This is a genomic window from Streptomyces sp. NPDC088923 (genome assembly GCF_044749745.1).
Taxonomy (GTDB): domain Bacteria; phylum Actinomycetota; class Actinomycetes; order Streptomycetales; family Streptomycetaceae; genus Streptomyces.
Genome location: NZ_JBIVIO010000013.1, coordinates 1 through 21,234, shown reverse-complemented (window position 1 = coordinate 21,234; position 21,234 = coordinate 1). Strand labels below are relative to the sequence as shown.

15 protein-coding genes are annotated in these 21,234 nt (G+C 73.6%); 7 read left to right on the top strand and 8 right to left on the bottom strand.

The window, feature by feature from the left end:
• Positions 1-74: 74 nt before the first annotated feature.
• Positions 75-965 (bottom strand): LysR family transcriptional regulator, encoded by an 891-nt coding sequence (locus ACIP4O_RS29925; RefSeq protein WP_401579255.1) that lies wholly within the window; start codon positions 963-965, stop codon positions 75-77.
• Between the two features lie 97 nt (positions 966-1,062).
• On the opposite strand from ACIP4O_RS29925, the gene ACIP4O_RS29920 reads away from it, so the two are divergent.
• From ACIP4O_RS29920 to ACIP4O_RS29900, 5 genes are all read left to right on the top strand, one after another.
• Positions 1,063-1,380 carry a hypothetical protein gene (locus tag ACIP4O_RS29920; protein ID WP_401579253.1) on the top strand — a complete coding sequence of 106 codons (318 nt, stop codon included), beginning with the start codon at positions 1,063-1,065 and terminating at the stop codon, positions 1,378-1,380.
• 247 nt (positions 1,381-1,627) lie between these two features.
• On the top strand, positions 1,628-2,863 hold the full coding sequence (locus ACIP4O_RS29915; protein WP_401579251.1) for a polyprenyl synthetase family protein: 1,236 nt from the start codon (positions 1,628-1,630) through the stop codon (positions 2,861-2,863).
• Entirely contained in the window at positions 2,857-4,344 is a 1,488-nt protein-coding gene (gene crtI / locus ACIP4O_RS29910) for a phytoene desaturase family protein (protein ID WP_401579400.1), read from the top strand. Before ACIP4O_RS29915 ends, crtI begins: the two co-directional genes overlap by 7 nt.
• A gap of 43 nt (positions 4,345-4,387) precedes the next feature.
• Complete coding sequence (locus ACIP4O_RS29905) at positions 4,388-5,413, top strand: phytoene/squalene synthase family protein (protein WP_401579249.1); 1,026 nt, start codon at positions 4,388-4,390, stop codon at positions 5,411-5,413.
• Positions 5,414-5,445: 32 nt separating this feature from the next.
• A complete protein-coding gene (locus ACIP4O_RS29900) occupies positions 5,446-6,372 on the top strand; it encodes a DUF5914 domain-containing protein (RefSeq protein ID WP_401579398.1) in 927 nt (308 codons plus the stop codon).
• Positions 6,373-6,390: 18 nt separating this feature from the next.
• On the opposite strand, the gene ACIP4O_RS29895 is transcribed toward ACIP4O_RS29900, so the two are convergent.
• The 3 genes from ACIP4O_RS29895 to ACIP4O_RS29885 form a co-directional block, all read right to left on the bottom strand.
• Positions 6,391-7,935 (bottom strand): FAD-dependent oxidoreductase, encoded by a 1,545-nt coding sequence (locus ACIP4O_RS29895; RefSeq protein ID WP_401579247.1) that lies wholly within the window; start codon positions 7,933-7,935, stop codon positions 6,391-6,393.
• 24 nt (positions 7,936-7,959) lie between these two features.
• Positions 7,960-9,141: a lycopene cyclase family protein gene (locus ACIP4O_RS29890; protein ID WP_401579245.1), complete on the bottom strand. Its 1,182-nt coding sequence runs from the start codon at positions 9,139-9,141 to the stop codon at positions 7,960-7,962.
• Between the two features lie 405 nt (positions 9,142-9,546).
• Positions 9,547-9,903 carry a hypothetical protein gene (locus tag ACIP4O_RS29885; protein ID WP_401579243.1) on the bottom strand — a complete coding sequence of 119 codons (357 nt, stop codon included), beginning with the start codon at positions 9,901-9,903 and terminating at the stop codon, positions 9,547-9,549.
• A gap of 53 nt (positions 9,904-9,956) precedes the next feature.
• Here ACIP4O_RS29885 and ACIP4O_RS29880 point away from each other — a divergent pair, with 53 nt between their 5' ends.
• Together ACIP4O_RS29880 and ACIP4O_RS29875 are read left to right on the top strand one after the other, a co-directional pair.
• On the top strand, positions 9,957-11,144 hold the full coding sequence (locus ACIP4O_RS29880; protein WP_401579242.1) for a cupin domain-containing protein: 1,188 nt from the start codon (positions 9,957-9,959) through the stop codon (positions 11,142-11,144).
• Positions 11,144-12,061, top strand: a complete 918-nt coding sequence (locus ACIP4O_RS29875) for a sucrase ferredoxin (protein WP_401579240.1) — start codon at positions 11,144-11,146, stop codon at positions 12,059-12,061. Before ACIP4O_RS29880 ends, ACIP4O_RS29875 begins: the two co-directional genes overlap by 1 nt.
• A gap of 109 nt (positions 12,062-12,170) precedes the next feature.
• Here ACIP4O_RS29875 and ACIP4O_RS29870 read toward each other — a convergent pair whose 3' ends face one another.
• The 4 genes from ACIP4O_RS29870 to ACIP4O_RS29855 all read right to left on the bottom strand — a co-directional run bounded on the left by ACIP4O_RS29870 (position 12,171) and on the right by ACIP4O_RS29855 (position 20,266).
• Complete coding sequence (locus ACIP4O_RS29870; protein ID WP_401579238.1) at positions 12,171-15,353, bottom strand: discoidin domain-containing protein; 3,183 nt, start codon at positions 15,351-15,353, stop codon at positions 12,171-12,173.
• Positions 15,354-15,683: 330 nt separating this feature from the next.
• Positions 15,684-18,572, bottom strand: a complete 2,889-nt coding sequence (locus ACIP4O_RS29865) for a phosphatase PAP2 family protein (protein ID WP_401579236.1) — start codon at positions 18,570-18,572, stop codon at positions 15,684-15,686.
• A gap of 436 nt (positions 18,573-19,008) precedes the next feature.
• Positions 19,009-19,413 (bottom strand): DUF3592 domain-containing protein, encoded by a 405-nt coding sequence (locus ACIP4O_RS29860; RefSeq protein WP_401579234.1) that lies wholly within the window; start codon positions 19,411-19,413, stop codon positions 19,009-19,011.
• Between the two features lie 70 nt (positions 19,414-19,483).
• Entirely contained in the window at positions 19,484-20,266 is a 783-nt protein-coding gene (locus tag ACIP4O_RS29855; protein ID WP_401579397.1) for a hypothetical protein, read from the bottom strand.
• Positions 20,267-21,234: the final 968 nt, after the last annotated feature.

Sequence of the window (21,234 nt, the reverse complement as noted above, 5' to 3'; positions counted from 1 at the left end):
GCCTCCTCGCACCACATGTCCTCCCTCCGCCCCTCGTCCGGCTGAACCGGACGGAGGGAAGTTGACCAGCGCGCTCACCCTTCACGCCCCCTGGCGCGCTCACCCTCCACGCCCGCCGCCGCTTCCACGGCAGCCCGCACGAATCCCGCCACGAGCGGCCGCCGGTCCTGCTCCGCCCAGGCGATGACGAGCGCACTGCGCGGCGCGTCGACCACGGGCAGGCACACGAGATCCGGATGCACCGGCTCGGCCAGGGAACGCGGCAACAGCGCGAGGGTGCGCCCCAGCCTCACCCACTGCACCATCTCCGGCCCGTCGACGACCTCGGGCCCGGGCAGCGCCCCCGCCGGTGCCCCCGTCCAGCCCGCGCCCCGCCACCGCGGCAAGGACTCACCGGCGAGATCCTCAAGCGTGAGCCGCTCGCGCACGGCGAGCGGATGGGTCCGGGGCAGCAGCGCGACCCGGTCCTCGACGAGCAGCGTCTCGTGATCGAGCCCGGCCGGGTCGTCGAAAGGCAGGTACAGCAGCGCGACGTCGGCCTCACCCGTACGCACCCGCTCGGCGCGATCGGTGGCCCCGCCGAAGAGGATGCCGACCTGGTGCGCCCCGGCCACGCGCGCGTGCGCGGCCAGAATCCCGGAGAGCAGATCGGCGTCCCCACCGGGTTTCATCACCAACCGCAGGCGGGTCTCGCCCTCTCCGGCCCGTCGCGCCGCCCGCGCGGCGGCAGCGACCGCGCCCAGCGCGTGCCGCCCCTCCCCGAGCAACGCCTCACCCGCCGGAGTAAGCGTCACCTGCCTGCTGGACCGGTCGAACAACCGCACCCCGAGCCGCCCCTCCAACCGCCGCACCGCCTTCGACAGCGCGGGCTGCGCGATCGCCAGCCGCTCAGCGGCCCGCCCGAAGTGCAGCTCCTCCGCCACGGCGAGGAAATACTCCAGCTCCCGCGTCTCCATCTCAGCCACCCCACCGACTGTAGGCCACCCATCCATTCCTCACGGGCATCGTTCGAGAACGAAGCGGTCTTGGACGCGCGAGCCGAACCACCAGTTCAATGGCCGCATGACGCACCACACGATGATCGTTTCCTTCGACTCCCCGATTCCCGACGACGACCTGGACACCTACCTGAAGGAGCTGGAGACCCTCATGACGGGCTCCGGCCTTGTCGAGAGCTTCGCCGCCCGGCACCACCTCCGCGTCCCCGGCGACGAGCACAGCCCCGTCTTCGTCGCCGACGCGGTCGTGCGCATCGGCTTCCCCGACACGGAGGCCCTCGCCGCGAGCTTCGCCATCCCCGGCGTGGCCGACCTGATCGCCCGCTGGCAGTCCCGTCACCCGTACAAGGTCGTATGGGTCAACCACGAGCCGCTTCCGTAGCACCCCCGCGTCTCCGTCCCGTCCCCCCTTTCCGCCACCGGTCCCGTCTCCGTCCCGTCCCCGCCCCGGCCCTTCCCCGACACCGAGTCGTTCCGCTCACGGTGTCGGGGAATCCGCCCGCCGCCATCCGGGTGGCGGCGGGGGAGAGGGGAGGCAGGGCGGGAAGAGCTGGGGGGACAGGGCCTGTGCCGCGCCCCCGCTCCCGGTCAGGGGCGGCGGGCCGCACCGGGAACGGAGGAGCGCGCGGGTGGTGCGAGCACAGGAGCAGCCGCCGGACTGGCGGGCCGTGGACACCCAGCCGTCCGCCGCCGTCGCCGATGCCCTGGAAAGGCTGCTGGCTCCCCGAGTGGCGGAGGCCACCCGCCTCGACGCCTCCTTCGGCCGCCGGGTCGCGCAATGGCTCGCCGCCACCACGCGCGGCGGTGGACGCCGACTGCGCTCGGCGTTCGTGTGGTGGGGCCTGCGCGTGTCCTGCCCCGCCCCGCCACCGGAGACCGTCGCGGTCGCCCTCACCGTGGGCGCGGCCGTCGAACTGCTCCAGTCCTGCGCGCTCGTGCAGGACGACGTCATGGACAACTCGCCCGTCCGGCGCGGCCGGCCCGCCCTGCACGTCCTCCTCGGCTCGGCGCGCCCCGCCGGGACCGAACCCGGCGCGCTCGGATTCGGCCAGTCGGCGGCCGTCCTCGCGGGCGACCTCGCCCTGGTGTGGGCCGAGGACACGTTCGCCACCGCCCACCCACCACCCGAGGTCGCCGCGTCGGCCCGCCGCCTGTGGAGCGTGCTGCGGGCCGAGATGATCGCCGGCCAGTACCTCGATCTCGCGGGCCAGGCCGACGGCTCCCACTCCGCGACCCACGCCCTGCGCACCGCCGTCCTCAAGAGCGGGCGGTACTCGGTCGCGCGACCTCTCGAACTCGGTGCCGTCCTCGCGGCCGCCCCACCCGACGTGTGCCGGGGGCTGCGCGCCGCGGGCGGCGCGGCCGGGCTTGCCTTCCAACTGCGCGACGACCTCCTCGCCGTGTGGGGCGACGCCACCCGTACCGGAAAACCCACCGGCGAGGACATCAGGGAGGGCAAACCCACCCTCCTCGCCGCGCTCGGCTTCTCGCGTGCCGCCGAACGCCCCCGGGGGGCCGCGCTCGCCGTCCTGCGACGCGGCTACGGCAACCCGGCGGCCGGGCCCGCCGAACTCGCCGCCGTGCGCGAAGTCCTGGAGGAGACCGGCGCCCGCCGCGACGTCGAGGCGCACATCGCCCGGCTGGTGCGCCGCGCGGGCGCGCACGTGGAGGCACTGCCCGGCGCCCCCGAGGCGCGGGCCCGACTGCTCGCCCTCGTCCAACTCGCCGCCGGCACCGCCCAACCCGCCGATCTCCCGCCCTCACCCGCCCCGGCCCACCCGCACGGACACCAGCCCCTCCGGTCCGCCGCCTCCACACCCCCCGGCACGCACCCCCATCCCCTCCCGGCCGAGGAGCCATCCTGAAGACCGTCTCCGGCCCCACCTCCCATGTCGTCGTCGTCGGCGCGGGACTCGCCGGGCTCTCCGCCGCCCTCCACCTCCTCGGCGCCGGCCGCCGCGTCACCGTGCTCGAACGCGACCCGTTGCCCGGTGGGCGTGCGGGCCTGCTCCGCCACGGCGACTACCACCACGACACCGGGCCCACCGTGCTCACCATGCCGGAGCTGCTGGAAGAGGGCTTCGCGGCGGTGGGCGCGCGCCTGTCCGACCACCTCGACCTCATCCCCCTCCACCCCGCCTACCACGCCCGGTTCGCCGACGGCAGCACCCTGCCGGTGCACACCGACGCAGCGACGATGGAGGAAGCCGTACGCGACTTCGCCGGTCCCGCCGACGCACTCGGCTACCGCCGCCTGCGCACCTGGCTCACCCACCTCTACCGCGCCCAGATGCGCCGCTTCATCGACAGCAACTTCGACTCGCCGCTCGGCCTGCTCACCCCCGACCTCGCCCGGCTCGCCGCGCTCGGCGGCTTCGGGCGCCTCGACACCCGGATCGGCCACTTCCTGCGCGACGAGCGCTTGCGCCGCGTCTTCACCTTCCAGTCCCTGTACGCGGGGGTCGCACCCGCCCGCGCCCTCGCCGCCTACGCCGTGATCGCCTACATGGACACCGTCGCCGGGGTGTGGTTCCCGCGCGGCGGCATCCACGCCGTACCCCGCGCGATGGCCACCGCCGCCGAAGCCGCCGGCGCCGAACTGCGCTTCGCCACACCGGTACGGAGCCTGGAGCGCCGCGCGGGCCGCGTCACCGCCGTCCATGTGCCCGACGAACGGATCGCCTGCGACGCCGTCGTCCTCACCCCCGACCTGCCGGTCACCTACGACCTGCTCGGCGCACGCCCCCGCAGAGCGGTCCCCCTGCGGTTCGCCCCCTCCGCCGTCGTCCTGCACACCGGGACCTCCCGCACCTGGGACCACCTCGGCCACCACACCCTCGACTTCGGGCACTCCTGGGCCGCCACCTTCGAGGAACTCACCCGCCGCGGACGCCTGATGAGCGACCCCTCGCTGCTCATCACCCGCCCCACCGCGACCGACCCCTCGCTCGCCCCACCGGGCAAACACCTCCACTACATCCTCGCGCCCTGCCCCAACACCGCCCTCGGCCCCGGCCCCGCCCAGTGGCAGTCGCTCGCACCCCGCTACCGCGACAGCCTCCTCACCGTCCTGGAACGGCGCGGCATGACCGGCATCGCGGACTCCATCGAACACGAGACCCTCGTCACCCCCGCCACCTGGCACGCCCGCGGCCACGCCGCCGGCACCCCCTTCTCCGCCGCGCACACCTTCGCCCAGACCGGCCCCTTCCGCCCCCGCAACCTCGTCCGCGGCACCAGCAACGCGGTCCTCGCCGGCTGCGGCACCACCCCCGGCGTCGGCGTCCCCACCGTCCTGCTCTCCGGCAAACTCGCCGCCGCCCGCATCACGGGAGGCCTCCGATGACCGCACACGCGACTGCCACCCCGGCAACCGCCGGAGGCTCCCGATGACCGCACGCGAACTCGACGCCGCCCGCATCACCGACCCCGCCCTCCGCACGGCCTACACCACCTGCCGCGCCCTCAACGCGACCCACGGCCGCACCTACTTCCTCGCCACCCGCCTCCTGCCCCCCGACCGCCGCCCCGCCGTCCACGCCCTCTACGGCTTCGCCCGCTGGGCCGACGACATCGTCGACGACCTTGGCGACGACGCACCGCCCGCCGCCCGCGCCGCTGCCCTCGACCGCTGGCGCGCCCAGCTCCTCGCCGGACTCCGCGACCGCACCGCGACCGAGCCCGTCGTCCGCGCCCTCGCCGACACCGCCGAGCGCTACGCGATCGACCACCAGCACTTCGCCGACTTCATGACCGCGATGCGCGCCGACCTCGCCGTCACCGACTACGCCACGTACGAGGACCTGTGCGGCTACATGCACGGCTCCGCCGCCGTCATCGGCCTCCAGATGCTTCCCGTCCTCGGCACCGTCGTCCCCCGCGCCGAAGCAGCCCCCCACGCCGCGGCCCTCGGCCGCGCCTTCCAGCTCACCAACTTCCTGCGCGACGTCGGCGAGGACCTGGACCGGGGCCGTGTCTACCTGCCCGCCGACCTCCTCGCCGCCCACGGCGTGGACCGCCCGCTCCTCGAATGGAGCCGCGCGAGCGGCACCCGCGACCCCCGCATCACCACCGCCCTGCGCGCCGCCGCCGCACTGACCCGCGGCGTCTACCGCGAGGCCGCCCCCGGCCTCGCGATGCTCGACCCCGTCGCCCGCCCCTGCATCCGCACCGCCTTCGTCCTCTACGGCGGCATCCTCGACGCCATCGCCGCCGACGGCTACGCGGCCGTCCACCGCCGCGCCGCCGTCTCCCCCCTCCGTCGCGCCGTCGTCGCCGCCGACGGCCTCGCCCGCCTCGCCGCCGCCCGCCGCCGCGCCCGCGCCACCACCCGGCACGCCGCACCCGGCCCGGCAGCCCGCCCCGAGAGGACCAGCCCGTGCCGGGAACGAACCCCCGCCCCCGCGTCCCGCTGAGGCTGCGCAAGCACCCCGTCCCCTGGGACCGCATGCACCCCACCTGGCGCGAGGCCAGACCCGCCCTCATCCGCGACGCCCTCGCCCGGGCCCAGCGGCGGCCCTCCGGCAACTGGTACGTCCTCGGCCCCTCCACCGCCGTCCGCCCCGGCGCGCCCCGCCCCCTCGCCGCCACCGTCGCCGGCACCGAGGTCGTCGCCTGGCGCACCCCGACGGGAGACCTCGCGGCAGGCTCGGGGATCTGCCCCCACCTCGGCGCCCCCCTGTGCGACAGCCCCCTGCGCGCGGGCACCCTTGTCTGCCGCTGGCACGGCCTCGCCCTCGACGGCGCCCCCACCGCTGGCTGGCAGCCCTACCCCGCCCACGACGACGGCGTCCTCACCTGGGTGCGCCTCGACGCCGTCGGCGGCGAAGAGCCCCTGCCCGCCCCCGTCCTGCCCGTACGCCCCGAGCCCACCGGAGCACTCGCCGCCGTCTACCGCACCGAAGGCACCTGCGAACCCGAGGACGTCGTCGCCAATCGCCTCGACCCCTGGCACGGAGCCTGGTTCCACCCCTACTCCTTCGTGGACCTCCGCGTCACCGGCACCGACGACGACGCCCTCACCGTCAGCGTCTCCTTCAAACTCGCCGGACGCGCCGTCATCCCCGTCACCGCCGTCTTCACCGCACCCGAACCCCGCACCGTCGTCATGCACATCACCGACGGCGAAGGCACCGGCTCCGTCGTCGAGACCCACGCCACCCCCCTTGCCCCCGACCCCCGCGGCCGGCCCCGCACCGCCGTCACCGAAGCCGTCATCGCCACCTCGCCCCGCCCCGGCTTCGCCCTCGCCCGCCGCTCCGCCCCCGCACTGCGCCCCCTCGTGCGCGCCGCCGCCGCCCGCCTGTGGCGCGACGACCTCGCCTACGCGGAACGCCGCTGGCTCCTGCGCACCACCGGCCGCTTCCCCGGCTGACCGGAGAGGCCGCGCCGCTCAGCGCCCCGCCGCCCGCACCAGCGCCCGCAGCACCGCCGACCGCCCCCGCACCGGTACCGTCCACAGCGTCTGCCCCCGCAGCCCCCACCCGGAGAGCAAGGCGTTCGAGGCGAGGAACCCCGAGGTCGCCGCCCGCTCCATGAGCGCCACCGGCAGCCCCGTACGCACCAAATCCCCCGCGACCATCACGGCCGGGTCCGGGGTGCGCACCGCCGGCCGGTCCGCGTACGAACCGACGGGGAAGTGCGGGCAGTCCGCCCGCCATTCGTGCCGCTCGTCCACACTCGCCACCCCCGCCGTCTCCGGATACACCCGCGCGAGCTGCTCCCGCAGCCGTGCCGCGACGGCCCCCCGGTCGGCGGCCGGGTCCACCGCGTACGCGTGCAACTCGACCACCGAACCGCCGGTGCGCGCCGCCCACCGCGCCGCCTCCCCCTCCCACCGCTCCAGGACGCTCACGTTGTCGAGCCCCCCGAAACCACTCGTCCCGAGGAAACCGGGCCGCTCCGCCGCCACCGGCTCCCGCAGCCACAGCCGGCTCACGAGGAAGGGCGGCGCCGTCCGCAGACGGCCGATGCCCGCCCGCCACCGCGCGTCCCCGAGACCGGGCGACGCCGCGACAAGCCGCCGCAGCCCGCCCGCATCCAGCGCCAGGACCACGGCGTCCGCCTCGATCGCACCGGCACCGGTCAGCACCCGCTTGCGCCCCTCCGGCCCAGGCTCCACCGCCTCAGCACCCGTCCCCGTACACACCTCGGCACCCAGCTTCTCCAGATAGCCCGCGAGCGGTGCCCACAGCGCCCGCGGATACGGCTCGGTGGGCACGTCGAAGAGCAGCCCCTCCGAGGAGCCGAGGAAGTAGATGTGGAACATCAGCACCAGCTCGGCCGCCGACAGCTCCGCCGGATCGGCGAAGAAGCTCCGCGAGAACACCTCGAACGCCAAGTGCCGCGCGTCCTCGGGAAAACGCACCCGGGCGAGGAAGTCCGCCGCGCTGACCCCGTCCAGCCGCTCGTACACCTCCGGCACCCGCACGTCCAGCAAGGGCAGCGCCTCGCGCGGCGCCATCCCGAGGAGATCGCGCGCGCCGAACGACGGGCTCAGCGCCACGAACCCCAGGGCGCTCCACGGCGGCGTGCGCGGCACCCGGCGGAAACCGTCCGTCAGCCCCCGCGCGTGCAGGAGCGGGTAGTCCGGCAGTCCACGCAGGCCCCGCAACCCGGGATCGGTCCGCCGCAGCAGGCCCCGCAGGTTGTAGTACTGCCGGAAGAACGCGTGGAACCCCCGGCTCATCGTCACCTCGGAGCCGTCCGCGAGCCGCGTCGGCCACCCCGCGAGCCGCCCGCCGAGCACCGGCTCCCGCTCCAGGACCGTCACCCGTACGCCGCGCTCCGCGAGCCCCGTCGCCGCCGCGAGCCCCGCGATCCCGCCACCCACCACGACCACTGAAGGCCGCCGCGCGCCCGCCCACGCCCGCCCCTGCGGCCCCGGCACCACCACGGCCCGCCGATCGCGCCCGCGCCGCACCCCTGAAACCGTCATGCCCGCGCTCCCTGTCCGTACGAGTCATCCACGGGAGCGCCGCCGGACGAACGGCAGCTCCAGTGCCGTCGCCGTCATCGCGCCGAAAGGCACCCGCAGCCCGATCCCCAGATCCTCCGCCCACGTGGTGCGCCCGTCGAGGAAGCGCAACACCCGTTCCACCGGAACCCCGCCGAACAGCCCCGTGAAGAACTCCGGCCCCCGCACCCGCCCCCGGTCCAGCGCGCGCAGCAGCACCGCGTCCATCGCCCGCGCCCGCCGCCCGTACGCCGCTGGGGGCACCGGCTCACCCCCGTGCCCCAGCCGTTCGGCCACCGCCCGCGCCTGCCGCTGCACCGCCGCGAAGGTGTACCCCGTCGCCGGGCGCGTCGCCCCGCCCGCCGTCCCGATCCGGAACACCCCGGGACCAGCCCGCCGCCCGAACAGCGCGTCCGTCATCGGGATCGCGCCCTGCTCACTACCCGTCACCTCGTACGCGCCGACACCGAGCACCTCGCTCACGTACCGGCGCAACTCCCGCTCGTACGCGGCGCGCGCGAGCCGCTGCCGCGAGAACTCGGTGTACTCGACGAGCGCCTCGCACGGCCCGAGCGGCAGCACGTAGCAGAAGGAGAGCCCCCGGGCGGGCTGCGGCGTGCGGAAGTCCATCAGGTCGACCACCCCCGCGTCGAAGACCGGCGCGGCGGTACGCACGAACCACCCCCGGAAGTGCTGCCACAGCAGAGTGCGCGCGGCGGGCAACGGCGACACGGGCCGCGAGTCGAAGACCCACCGCGCGCGGACGGCGAACTCACGGTCACACGCGTCCCGCGCCCGCACGAGCGAGCCGCCCGCCTGCGGGGTGATGCCGACCACGGTGCCCCGCACGAGGCGCGTCCCCTCCGTACCGGCCAGCCGCTCCCGTGCACCCGCCTCGAACACCGGCGAACGCAGCATCTTGTACCGCGTCCCCGACAGCCGGCGCGCGACGACCTCGCCCCCCGCCCCGACGAGCCGCAACTGGTCCCAGGAGGCGGTGAGCATGTCGTCGTAGGGACCGTCCGCGGCCTCCCACCAGCACCACGTCCGGGTGACGGGGCGCAGCCGCGCGTCCGCCGCGTCGAGTACCACCACGGGGACGGCACCGGGAGCGTGCTCCGCCAGTGCGAGGGCGAGACTGAGCCCCGAGGCTCCCGCCCCCACGATCACCACCTCGGCCCGCTCCACCGCACCTCCGCCCGTACACCGTGCGCCCAGCATCACGCACGGCCGCCCGGTGCGGAGGGCCAACACGCACGGAGGGCACCACTGGGGCGCTGACGGCGTCGTGCTGGTCGGGGCTGATCCGTTCCCTCGACTGCCGCGAGGTGCGGGGACCGGCTGCCGTCTGTCCCGCCGCCGGCATCCGGCTGGTCGTCGGGTAAGCGCGGTACGGGCGCCGCGCGGCACCGTGGTGAGCGAGGTCTCGGTACCGTCGCGACTGCCCTGTCACTCGCGTTCGCGCGCCGCGTTCCTCACGCTGATCTGCCGTCCGGTCCGGGTCTCCGGTTGCCGGTCCGCGGCTGGTGGGCGAGCTTGGGAGGGGATTGACCTGCCCGGAGGACGGCCGCGTCCGCGCGGTCCGCGCGACTTTCAGGAGGCACCATGAGCAAGCCCGAGTACGAGCAGGAGGGCCCGGCCGACGGTGGTGCGGCGGGTACGCCCGGCGTCCATGACGGCGGTGCCGATGGTGCGGCCGAGGGTCCGGCAGATGGTGGGGCGGCGGGCAAGCCCGGTGTGCATGACGGCGGTGCGGACGGTGCGGCCGAGGGTCCGGCCGACGGCGGTGCGGCCGGTCAACCCGGCGTCCACGACGGCGGTGCCGATGGTGCGGCGGAGGGTCCTGCGGATGGTGGTGCGGCGGGTACGCCCGGCGTGCACGACGGCGGTGCCGATGGTGCGGCCGAGGGTCCGGCCGACGGTGGTGCGGCGGGCAAGCCCGGCGTCCACGACGGCGGCGCCGATGGCGCGGCCGAGGGCTCTTGAGCCCTGAAGGGAACGGTGTGTCCCAGGACGCCGGTGTCCGTGCGGACGCCGGCGTCCTGGAGTCGCGTCTGACCGGCCTCGGCCGGGAGGAGTTCGCGCGCGAGGTGTGGGGACGGACGCCCTCGCTGACCCGGGGGGCGAGCGACTTCTCGGACGTCTTCTCGTCGGCGGCCGTGGACGAGCTGGTCTCCCGGCGCGGACTGCGCACCCCGTTCCTGCGCGTCGCGAAGGACGGAGCGACGCTCCCCGAGTCGTCCTTCACCGCTCCGGGCGGTGTCGGCGCCACTGTCGCCGACCAACTCGACGACACCGCGCTGTGGCGCGCCTTCGCGGACGGCGCCACGCTCGTGCTCCAGGCGCTGCACCGCACCTGGGAGCCGGTCGGGGCGTTCACCTCGCGGCTGGCCGCGGAGCTGGGACACCCGGTGCAGGCCAACGCCTACGTCACCCCGCCCCAGAACCAGGGTTTCGACGCCCACTACGACGTGCACGACGTCTTCGTCCTCCAGATCACCGGCACCAAGCGGTGGCTGATCCACGAACCCGTCGTCACCGCGCCCACGCGCGAGCAGCCCTGGACCGGGCACCGGGCCGCCGTCGCCGAGGCCGCTTCCGGCCCGCCCGTCCTGGACACCGTCCTGGAACCAGGCGACGTGCTCTACCTCCCGCGCGGCTGGCTGCACTCCGCCGTGGCGCGGGGGGCCGTCTCCGTGCACCTGACGCTCGGCGTCCACCCCTGGACACGACACGCGCTGGCCGCCCAACTCGCCGAGACCGCGCTCGCCGCGCTGCGCGAGGACCCCGTGATGCGCGCGTCCCTCCCGCTCGGCGCGGAGGGAACCGGCGGGGAACTGGAGGAGGTCCGCGCACGACTCGTCGCCGCGCTCACCACAGCCGACCCGGCCCCGCTCCTCGCGCGCACCCGCCGCGGCCAGGGCCGCCCCGCGCCCCTGGGGCCACTCGCCCAGCTCGCGGCACTCGACGCGCTCACCGACGACACCCGCGTACGGCTGCGCGCGGCGCTGGAGCCGCGCCTGAGCGGCGAACGGCTGTGGACCCGCGCCGGCTGGCTCGACCTGGCACCCACCGAACGGGATGCCGTCGGGCGGCTGCTCGACGGCGGGGCGCACCCCGCGCGGAACCTCGGAACGGCTCTCGTACGCCGACTGCTGCGCGCGGGCGTCGTCGTCCCCGCCGATCCCTGATGGCCGGGGACCTGGCGCGCTTCTTCTGCGCCGAGGCCGCGCGAGAGCGAGGCGACGGGCTCGCGGGGACGGCTCCGTACGGGCGCGTGTGGGTGCTGATCGAGCACCCGGGAGGCTGGCCGCCGAACGGTTTCGAAGGCATCGGCCTCGAACCCGCCCTCTCCGCCCGCCTGTTCGCGGCGGCGAGGGCGCGCAGGGCCCGCCTCCTGCTCGTGCGGCGTCCCGGCCGCCGCCGCGACGCCGGACCGCGTCGCTGGGCGGTGCTCCACCACGACGAGCACGGGGCGCACCGCCAGACCTGGGGCACGTGGGAGAAGGACACGGACCTCGACGGCGTCGTGGAAGCGCTGCGCGGTCCGGGAACGACGGGACACCCGCCCGTCGTGCTGGTGTGCGCGCACGGGACACACGACGTGTGCTGCGCCGTGCGGGGGCGCCCGGTAGCCGCCGCCCTCGGCGCGCGCCACCCGGATCTCCTCTGGGAATGCACCCACCTGGGCGGAGACCGCTTCGCCGCCAACCTCGCCGTCCTCCCCGACGGGGTGTACTACGGGAACCTCGACGCGCCCTCGGCCGTGACGACGCTCGCGGAGCACCTCGCGGGACGCGTGGGCGCCCCGCACCTGCGCGGCTACACCGACCTGCCGCCTCCCGCCCAGGTCGCCGTCGCCGCCCTCCTGGCACGCCACGGCCCGGCGGCCCGGCACGCGTACGAGATCGTCGGGACGCGGCGCACGGACAGCGGCTGGCGCGTACACGTGGCGGGCGCCCCGCCGTACCCGCGGCTGAGCGAGGTCGAGGTACGCACGCACCGCACCGCCCCCCACCGGCTGACCTGCCGGGGAGCGACCCCGAGCGCCTTCCTCGCGCATGAGGCCGTCGCGGTGCGCACGCTGTGCGGACCCGACAGCCGGTGAGCGACTGACAACAGCGGCCGCCCGGGGCCCGCGCGAAGTGAGCGCGCGCCCCTCCGCACGGCCCCCGGAACACCGCGCGCCGTCCGCAACGGGACGCGCGCTGCGTCCGTCAGCGCACCGACAGCCGTACCAGCCGCGCCGCCCGGTGACCGCCCCCGCCCTCCACCCGCACCGCGACGTAACGAGCCGTCGCCCGGACGCGCAGCGCGCGGACGCGACCGCGCCCCGAAGCGCGCCCCCAGTCCCGGTAGGTGATGCCATCGGCACTGCCCTCGACCCGCAGGCCGGCTATGTCACCGCCGGTCCACTCCGCCTCGATCTCCCGCACCGGCAGCACCGCGCCGAGGTCCACGACGAGGCGGCCGTCCTTCCCCGGCCGCCACGAGCTGCCCGAGTCCCCGTCGACCGCCGCGGACGGCTCCGACATGCCCGCGGGCAGCGGGCTGGTGGGGAAGACCGTACGGCCCAGCGCCAGATCGTCCACCGGATACGCCCTCGCTCCACGCAGCCGGACCAGGGCCGGCCGGCCGCCGGAGCGCACCGAGACCACCTCGGTCCGCCCCTGCGCGCGCACCCGCACCCGGCAGGAAGCCCCCGAGAGCCGCAGCGTGGCCCCGTCCTCGACACTCACCCGCAGCCCGGAAGGCAGCGCGCGGCCCGACACCGGGGCGAGCGTGAACCGCTGCGCCAGCAGCAGCGCCCGCCCGCCGGGCAGCTCGCTCTCGTAAACGATCCCGTCCCGGTCCACGGTCTGCGTCCCCGCGAAGACATACCGCTCGGCGCCCTCCTGCGGCACCGAAACCCGCGTGCGGACCTCCTCGGCGGAGAAGTTGAAGAGACTCAGGTGCCCCTCCACGTACGCCACCCGCACCTGCGCGTGCTCGGCCGACGGCGCCTTCCGCGCCGCCAGCACCCGCAACTGCTCAGGAGTGGCCGCAGGATGACCCTCGATCACGACCGGGGCGGCGGGGCCGTCACTGAGAACGACCGCGTCGTCGTAGACGGAGACGGGGTGGTCCCCGTCCGCGCCGCGCACCACGAGACCGGCACGGCCGTCCACGTCGAGCCAGCCGCCGTGGCTGCGGGCACGCGCCGCGGGATAGACGGCGAGGTCCTCCCACCGCTCCCCGTCAGCCGATCCCTGAACACGGTAGCCGCGCCCGGCCGCGGCCTCCCAGCGCAGCGTCACCTCCCCGACCTCCCGCAGGGCGCCGAGGTCGACCGCGAGCCAGCTGTCGGCCCGCTTGCGGTCCGCGGTCGCCACCGCCCAGCGGGTCGCCCCGTCACCGTCCACGGCCAGCTCCGGCCCCATGCCCGCGGCCGCCGAGGAAGCACTCGCCTTCCCGCCGCGCGCCAGGTCCTCGCCGCCCGCCGCCGCGCGCGCCTCGAAGGCGAACAGCGAGTAGCCGTACGACGGATCGGGCCGCACGCCCTGCACGCGCAGGTGACGCACGGCGGTGCGCGGCACGTCGAGCGTATCGACGCGCCCGCCCGCTGCCGGCGCGCTCGCCCCGTCCTGCGCCGCCACCTCGACCGAGCCCTCCGCGAAACGGAAGGTGCGAGCTCCGCCGAGACCGGGCATCCCCGGCATGGTGAGGTTGTACACCTCCAGGTGCCCCTCGCCCGCCGCCGTCCCGCTGCTCGCGTACACGACGGCGCCGGAACCCAGCGTCGTGAACCCGGCCCAGCCGGTGTCCAGACGCAGCAGCGTCGCGCTGCCGTCGAAGCCGTCACGCACCGTGGTCCACGTCTCCACCGCACGGCCAGAGACCGTGCCCGCCGTCGAGGGCAGGAACATCGGCGTGCCGCCGCTCAGCTTGAACAGCCAGTCGTCGTGCGCCGGCTGCCAGGCGAACTTCACGAAGCCCGGCTTGCTGACCGCCGCCGCCCATGCCGCGGGGGACTGGTGCGAGACGAGCCCCGGCCCGGTACCGAAGTCCGTCACCCCCGACGCCCGCGCGAAGAACTCCTCCCGGGAGAGCGGCTTCACCGGGGTGTGCGCCGTCCACACGTGCAGCAGATAGCTCAAGGCGATCTCGGCGCGCGCCTCGGGCTCGTACTTCGGCTCGCCGGAGAACTTCGCGAGCCTGTAGCGCGGCGCGTACTGCTGGTACGCCTCCAGACGGGCAGCCAGTTCGCTCTCGGCGCGGGCAGCGGCACGGTCCCCCCGCACCCGGGCGAGGAAGGCGAGCGGGATGACGTCGCGCCCGTACAGGTGCTCGCGGTCGTTGACCATCGGCATCAACGGCTCGCCCGCGTCGCTCATGACGCCGAGCAGGGTCCGCCACAACGGATCGGCATTGGGCTGCTTCGTCAGCACCTCCGGCAGCGGAGCGCCCGCGGCGAGGAAGTGCGAGGAGTTGCGGCCCGAAGTGCGCCACAACTCCTCCTGGTAGTGCGGGCCGAAGGAGCCGTGGTTCTCGACGATGAACGTGTCGTAGAGGTTGCGCGCGGTGTTGCGCGAGACCGGCACCCCGTCCACCAACGCGGGATTGGCGAGGTCGGCGGGCGGCAGACCGGCCTCGTTGCGCGACCAGGTGCCGAAGCGGTCGCTCCACGCGGCGTGCCGGTCGTCGTCGCGGGCCCAGGCCAGGGCAGGGGCGAGGGACTGCGTGTAGACGCCCATCTCCTCCAGCTTCGTGTCGCCCTCGAATCCGCCGGTGAGCCCGTGCGGGGTCCAGGAGCCCGAGGCCGGGTCGTCACCAGTGCCGAGACCGTCGGTGTATTCCGCCTGGCCGCGCAGGAGCGCGTCGACGTTCGCGCGGGTCGGCGCGTCCAGCTCGGACCACAGGAGCTTCGCGGCCATGACGAAGTACGACTGGAAGGTGGTGTCGAAGAAGAGCGTGCGGCCCCACTGGTCGCCGCCGGTGAGGCGGTTGGAGGCGGCGAAGTGGCGGATGGTGGCGAGGGTGCGTGTCCGCAGCGTGTCGCGATCGACGCCGGTCAGAGCGCTGTCGTAGGTGCCCTGGGTGAGCAGCACGGCATTGCCGAGGACGACGGCGAAGCCGAAGTCCTTGTCCGTGTAATAGCCGCGCGCCGCGTCCCACTGGGTCTCCGACCACCGGGTGTGCTGAGCTAGGACGCGGAGGTAGGTGGCGGCGATGTCGTCGGGGGCCGTGGCGGCGCCCGCGACGGGCGCGGCGGCCGCCGCCTGCGCCGCCCCGACACCGGCGGGCAGAGCGGCCAACGCACCACTCGCTGCGAGGAGTTGGAGGAAACGTCGGCGGCCGACCTGGGCGGGGTGGTGCGACACGGCGGGGCCTTCCGTTCGGACAACGTTGTCAACGGGCATTCTTGACACTCCCCGGGACGGGAGTCAACGGCCGCGCCACAAGAGGAAGTAAGGCCTTCCCGACACGGGGACGAACGGCCGGGACGGGGACGAGCGGCCGACACCGGCGGGGGCGGCCGGTACGTCACCGACGCCGCTGTCGCCCCCGGGCCCTCGGCGGCCCGCAGGAAGGCGGAGCAGGACGACCCGCGCCGCCTCCCACCACCTGCCGGGAATCGGGCGCCGCGCCCGCTTGGCTGCGCGCGTCTCTCGCGGGCGCCGCCGCGCGAGAGACGCGCGCAGCCGACCCGGGCGTCACCCGCGCGCGGGACCGGCCGCTCGCCCCACCGCTCATCCGCGTACCGGCACGCCCTCCCGGTCGACGTGGACGCCGTTGACGGTGAGCGTCCCGTCCCGGTGCGCGGTCACCTTCGCGGTCATCGCCGCCGCGAGGTTCAGCCGCTGCCAGCTGCCCGGGGCGCCGTCCTCGTCGAGGGCGTACCCCGACGGGAGCTGGGTCGCGGCCAGGACGGTGCGGCGCTGCGTGGCGGACAGCTTCGGCAGGGTGGTGCGCAGGAGGTCCTCGGCCCCCGCGGGCACGGCCGGCGGCTGGTCCTGCGGCCCGATGCGGGGGAAGCCGTAGGTCAGCCGGCGGGTGTAGACGTCCACCGCCTCGCCCGTGGGCAGGTAGGGCCGGTCGTGCGCGATGCACTGCGTGAGGGTGTCACCCGCTCCCGACTCGCGGCACTTCTGCGCGAGTACGGCCCGCAGCTCGTCCTGAGCCTGTTCCAGCAGGGCACGGAACCCGGGGTCGGACCAACGACCCTGCGCGGTCCGTTCCCCCACGATCCGGCCGCCCATGATGTCGGTCGGGTAATGGAAGGCCAGCAGGATGCGGTGCTCTCCGTACTCGGAGGCGCGGGCCAGGATCTGCGGCGCCAGTTCGGGCAGCAGCGTCGCCAGCACGATGCCCTGCGCGTACCCGTGGCTCGTATGTCCGCTGGGGAAAGAACCGTCCCTCGCAAGACCGTCGTACCCGCTCCGGCTGTCCCACGGCTTGATGAGGCCGTCCTGGTCGGTGAAGCCCATACGGACGAAGGGGCGTTTGTACTGGTAGGTGTTCTTGGCCGTCTGGTACCAGTCCGCCGAGGAGCCCGGTGTGTGTTCGACGCGTCCGGACAACAGCGCTTCGGTGCGCGGCAGTTCACCGTTCTTCAGCGCCTGTGAGTACAGCGCTCCGAGCCGGGCCCCCAGACCGTCGGCCATCGTCCGGTAGGGGCTGCTCCTGCCATCGATCAGTGCCTCGTGCACCTCGGGGTCGGTGGCGTCGGCTGGCGCGTTGTTGATGTCGACGACCGTCCGGTCGTTCAGCGCGGTCAGCTCGTCGTAGCGCGTGCCCGCGGGCAGGGCCTGGTTCTCCCCCATGAGGGTCGGGGTGTCGCGCGCCTCGGTGAACGAGCGCAGGAGCCACGTGAAGTAGTCGCCGCCGTCCGGAGCGGCGGGCAGCCGGTCCGAGTCGTGGACGGTACTGAGCTGCGCGTCGGTGAAGGGCAGCGAGCCCTGGGCCGGGACCAGCGATTCGAGGCGGAAGTAGGCGTCCGAGCTGGTGCGATCGCACTGGTGCACCTCCACGGCGAGCGTGTTGGTGCCCGCGCGCAGGGCGGAGGCCGGGAGGACGAAGGCGGTGCGCAGGGGGTCGCCCTGCCCGGAGGTGCCCTCCGGGGTCTGGTACTGGAGGTTCTTCGTGATCGCCCCGTCGTTGCGGCCCGCCAGGCGCCGGCCGTTGAGGTAGACCGTCACCGTGTCGTCGTGGACGACGGTGCCGACGAGTCCGCCGCTCGCGTCGATCGTCGCCCGGTCCATGGTGAAGTCGGTGCGGAAGAAGTACGCCTCGACGGTGTCGCCCGTGGAACCGTCCTTGTGCAGGTTCAGCCGGGTGCGCACGGGAAAGTCCGGTCCGAGGTCGGTGCCCTGGTTCTTGACGCCGAAGGGACCAGCGGCCGTCTTCCAAGGGACGCCCTCCGGCGGGGGACCGGGCCGGGTCCAGGCCGTACGGTCCACGTTCCCGCCCGCCGGGTCGACGCCCGGCGCATCCAGGTAGTCCCAGCTGGCGGACGCGTCGAGGAGGGCTTTCCCCAGCTTGATGTCGTCGATCCAGCCGGAGATCCGGGCACCGGCCTCCGCCGCGGGATCGTCATAGCGCAGCCGGACCTCGGTGATCCGCCTCCCGGCGAGGGCGCCGAGGCCGACGGAAACGGTGCGCCACCCGTCGGGGGCCGCCGCCGGTCCACTGCGCTCCCCCGCCGGGCGGGAGCGGAGGACACGGGTATGACGTCCCGCCGCGTCGGTGTGGACGAGGTCGACGCTCACGTGGGAGGAGGCGGCGTCCTGCGGCCGGACCGCCCAGCTCAGAGTCGCATCCTCGCCGACAGGCACGTCGAGACCGGACCGCAGCACCACCGAGGACCGCGCCGGGCCCGACTTCGGGACACGGCCCGCGTACCGCAGCGCATACGAACCATCGGCCGCTCCGCCCGAGTCGGCGTTCTCGACCGAGACGCCGAGCGGCGAGGTCCCGGCGTCCGGCAGGCCGCGCAAGGTCCAGTCGGCGAGCTGGAGCTTGGTACGGTCGCCTGCCGCGCCCTCGCACCGGTCGGCGCAGGTGTCCGTCAGCCGCAGCTGGTAGTAGCGGTACTCACGCGGGGCCTCCAGCGCGTAGAAGTTGCTCTGCCCCCGAGCGGCGAACCGCTGGCCCTTCTCCTCGCCGAGCGCGCTCCACGAACTGTCGTCGGCGTCCTCGGCGGCGGAAGCGCTGTTGCTGCCCAGGAGGGTCCAGGCGGCGGGATCGCGAGGCGGAGCGTCGTTGGCGGAGGTGAGGGAGTACCCCGAGAGCGCCCGCGCCGAGCGCAGGGCATAGATCACGTGCACCGGCTGGCCATCCGTCGGCCGGCCGCTGCCGCTCGCGTACCACTTGGTCGAACTGTCCTGATCGAAGAGACTGTCGACGTTCTCGTCGACGCTGGTGGCGTTGGCGTGGTCCGAACGCGCCTTGGCCACCTGAGCGGTGGGAATCGCCTTCTCGCCTCGCAGGTTGCGCGTCGCACCTGCCGCCGGGAAACCGGCGGGCCGCGACGTGCCGGGCTCGTACGAGGCGGACCAGTAACCTCCCACCCGTGGCAGGTCGTTCGACGGACCGCCGGTCGCGGCCGCGACGGGCTCCCCGCCGAATGGGATCAGCATTAGCGCGGCGAGGACCACCGCGAGTCCACGGCCGGATCTCCCGAACACGTGCCCCCACCCACTTCCTGGCCTCACGGCCTCACCACGAGACGACGACGATCGCTCTCGGACAACGTTGTCAGCACAATCGAGCGTGACGGCCACCCACCAGAACTGTCAATGCCCGCGCCACCGCATATCCCCCTGCCGACAACCGAGTTGAGCCAAAGTCCCCCGCTGCTGAGGCCACACGGGAGCGTCTAGCGGGTGATCACCGTGTGACGCCCCATACGGCGTCCGCGCCGACGAGCATCTGGACGATCTCCAGGCAACCGCCCCCACCGGGCTGAAAGAGCCCGGCCCGGCAGTCCCCCCACGGGCGCCACCGGCCTTCCCGTCCCTATGAGGGCGGTCCCTCCTTCGGTGCTCAGCCACCATCGAGATGGGGCGGGGAGCGTCAGCGGCCGTGCGTGGGGCCCGAGTACGTCTCATGGTGCAGGGCGAGAAATATTGCGGCACCTAGGAGCCAGGCTCCGATCAGCGCGGGGATTCCGATGTTGACGATCTTCCTTCCCGGCAGGTCGATTCGCGCAATATTCGGATTGTGCGCCTCATAGCGCACCGGAACTTCCCGGCCCAGGGGGAGTTTCCTGACCCCTGAGGACTGGGATTGGAACGTGTACCGAGTGCCGTACGCGTCGGTGAAGCCAATGATCGCGAAGACGGTGTCGTGGGCCGCGTTGTGCGAAACCACGCGACCCCTGGCGTGCGTACCGTGATGTTTCAGATGGCGCTGCACCCGCACCTCACGGAATGCGAAAAGGATGGGGATGAAGCTTGCTACCAGGAAAATGAAACTCATGGGAGTCGCTTTCGGGAATGGCCAATTTATCGCAGCGGGGCACGCTGCTGAGGTACGTGTGGTCAGTGACTCAGCGGCGCCACCGCATGCCGTGGCGGTGGCGAAGGCGATAAATCTCCCACCACGCCAGGATCGATACTGTGACCGGTCCGCCGAGGACGGCACTGATCGCTACCGGCCGCGGAAACGGCGGTAAACCGCCCGCTGATTGACTGACGAGCGCAAATACCCAGACCGCGATACTGGTCGTCAGGGCCGGCAGCGCGGGATGAAGGGCGGAAAGGCTGAAAGCATTGCGGACTGCCGGTCCCGAGGCGAAGCACAGGAAGTAGACGATCCACCAGAACGGCGCCCAGATGGCTATTGCTGCCAAGCAGACGAAAAGCAGGTTGTCTTCGGTCACGGTCTGCGGCATGACAGACGACAGAGCCATCAGAGACCCGACGAACAAGGCCGGGAGAAGCAGCCAGGCGCCCACATACTTCAGGACGGTCAGGCCCCCGTTCCTGAAGTGCGTCCTCATCAGCAGCCGCCGCTGCCGTGTGGCGATCCCGTACAGTGCGGCAGCTACCAGCACCGCACTTGCCAGCGCCAACCATGGTGCCAGATACAGCCGTTGCAGGAACTGGTTGAACGCGTCGGACACTCCGCCGTAGATGGCCAGCAGTCCACCCGAGGCGGCGACGGCAACCCAGGCACGTATCCGCTGCGCTTTCAGCACCGCGCCGTCCGTGATCCGCCCTTGCGGATGACGGGGAAATGAGCGGCGGGCAACCCGGCGCGCGGACCTGGCCACTTGGTAGAAGAGCATCAGCGGCACCGTGAGCCACCACATGCACGGCACCAAGAGCACCAGGACGGAAGGACGCACGCTCCCGGGGCGCGGACCCGGGAGCAGCTCGGCCAGACGTGGCCACTCCTCCTCACGCACCACCCGCCACAGCGGCACGTAGGGTCGCGGCGGGACGGGTGGGCGCCGTGGGGGATGGGGCGGCGGTTGCGGGGCGCGCGTAGCGCGTAATTCCGGGTCCATCTCAACCCCTTTCACAGTGTAGTGAGAGAGACGCTCAGTACTACGAAGAGGTTCCCAACGCCGGCGCGGTGCTAATGGGAAAGCCTGTCGCGCTCAACCCGAGCCAGATCAGACCGAGCCTTCCCCTCAGCTCCCCGCACGGTGAGAAGGCCGCTCGGCGAAGCGGGAACCAGTAGATCCAGCGTCGGCACCATCGTGAGAATCTGCCCCGAGGGAAAGCTCCATGGTCGCAGGAGCCAGGCTGATCGTCTTTCCTCTGCACGTAGCGGATACCACCGTGGCCCGTGCTCCCCGCACATAGCGGGGAGCACGGGCCACGGTGGTATCCGCACTCATTCCTGGAGGCCGATACAAGCTCTACCCGATGTTTCCACAGCGGAATTTAGGAGTCAGGCAGTAAATATTCTCACACAAATGAGCCGCATCCCGAATTTTAAATCTCCATCAATCAAGAGGTGCTGAAAGTAAGTCAGAAAAAAGGTATGGGCTTAGAAAGATTATTGCTAATATCCCCAGCTTTATACTGTGCAGTGTTATCTGATGCGTAATATGGTGAAACCCGGGTCGCCACGTTCGGGGACGCGAACGTCTGGGACCGCCCCCGTCTGAACTCCGCTGGCTGCCAGCGGGGTTCGGTGCGGCGCGGAGCGTCGCACCGGGTCCGGAGCGCGGAGCGCGCCGGACCCGGCTCCGGGCGGAGCGCGGAGCCCGAGGCGACGGAGTCGCCGAGTTGCCGCGCGGAGCGCGGCCCGCCGCGTAGCGGCGGCGCGTCGTGTCTGCGGAGCAGA